1 protein-coding gene is annotated in these 1,824 nt (G+C 69.0%); it reads right to left on the reverse strand.

The features are described from left to right. Positions 1-1,026: 1,026 nt before the first annotated feature. A partial coding sequence (locus UWG_RS0119055; RefSeq protein WP_029391583.1) for a ricin-type beta-trefoil lectin domain protein occupies positions 1,027-1,824 on the reverse strand: 798 nt, incomplete at its 5' end.

Raw genomic sequence — 1,824 nt, forward strand, 5'->3', positions numbered from 1 at the left:
ACGCCGCGGAGGCGCCGCCCGGCACGACGCCGGGCTCGGCCTCGGGCTGGGCGGCCTCGGGCGAACCGTCGGCTCCGCCCTGCGCTCCGGCCGAGGAAGCAGTGGACTTTGGGGACGAGGGTGTCACGTTGTCCTCCGGTATGCGTGCGGCCAAGGGCCCCGTTCGGATCGGTCGGCAGGAACGCCGGCGGCGGAGTCGACGGACGGCCCGCCGGCTGCGGCCCTACGGAGCGCCTCCGGAAACTCCGAGGAATGCGCTGCGGGAAGCACTGCGCCGCCCGACGGCTGACGAGCACGCAGAGCCGCCACGGTTTCGGCGCCCTTGTCCGCGGCTATTTCGCCGGACGCCATCTCCACCTGCCTCGGATGCGGGATCGGTCACGGGGCCAAGGAATCTACGTCCCAACACAATGCCATGTGCACCGAGTTGACGGCGCATTCCGTATTGATCTGTAACACTCGCCTACCGCTCCCGGTCGGTTATCGATCGTCAACGCTCCCCGACACAGGGCCCATCCCTTTTGTCACCCCTGCTCGCGTCACCGCGCGGGGCGGAGCGCTTTCGGCAGCGGGACGGGCCGAGTTCGCGAACGGCATCGTCGCCCGGATGCTCACCCTGGGCGTACCGCGGAGAGGCCGACGCACGAGGCGAATCCGGGTCGACCGCAGGATAGTCGATCGGCCCGCACCGGAAGTCGGTGGGGGTCCGGTTCCGTACAGGTACGTCGGCCCGAACTGGCGCACTCGGCCCCTGCGTTGGTCGAGCCGTCGGCTGAGCCCGGCCGGCCGGGGGACGGGGCCGCCCTCGGGCGACTTCGCGGACACGGCCTGCTCTCGCCGCTCGGGATCGTCGACGGCCTTCTTCGCCCGCTCCTCCACCTTGAAGATCTTCCCCGGACGTTCCGGGTCGGCGTGGGGGTCCGAGAAAGGTGTCTTCTTTCCCGGGTACTTCGGGTGATCGTCAGGAGGTCTCCGACCGGCCGCGCGCGGCCATGCGTTGCCGGAGGGCGGGGCGTCCTCGCACCCTCAGTTCCACTTCTGGTTCTCCGTGCCGTTGCACTTGGCCAGGACGAGCCTCGTGCCCGGTTCGACGCCGCTGTCCTTGCCGCCGACGCACATCCCCACCGACGTGTTGACCAGGTTGTGCGCCTGGTTCACGTTGAACTTCTGGGCGCCTGCGCCGTTGCACTTCCAGAGCTGGATCTGGGTGCCGTTGTTGAAGTTGCCGCCTCGCACGTCCATGCACTTGCCGCCGATGCGCAGCGTCCCGTCCTCGGCGGCCCGCCACTGCTGCCCCTTCGTCCCGTCGCACTTCTGCAGCCGGAGCGGGGTGCCGTCGTTGAATTCCTTGTCCCCGACGTTGATGCAGCGGTCGGACTTGTGTCCGTGCAACGCCACCGGCACCCCTACCGCGAGCACCGGCTTCTTCTTGGCGGGCTTCGAGGACTTCTTCTCCTCGTCCTTCTGCTCCGCCTTCGACTTCTCCTCCTTCTCCTCCTTCGGCTCGGTCTTCGCCTCCGCCTGCTGCTCTTCGGCGGCGTCCGACTTCTCCGCCTTCGGCTTCTCCTGCTTCGGCTCGGTGTCCGCCTCGTACTGACCCGCCTTGTCCGCTTCGTCGTCGTTGAGGACCGTGCCGGCGGTGGGTTCCGTCTTGGACGAGGACTCGTCCGAGTTCCAGCCGAGCACCACCAACGGCACCGACAGCAGCAGAACCCCCGCCACCGCGGCACCGGCGAGCGCCGCCCGGTTCGGCCTGCCCACCGGAGTGGTACGCGGGCCCTTGCCAATGGCCGTCGTACCCATACTCCGAACGAGGCGAGGCAG

This window comes from Streptomyces xiaopingdaonensis, from assembly GCF_000262345.1.
Classification (GTDB): domain Bacteria; phylum Actinomycetota; class Actinomycetes; order Streptomycetales; family Streptomycetaceae; genus Streptomyces; species Streptomyces xiaopingdaonensis.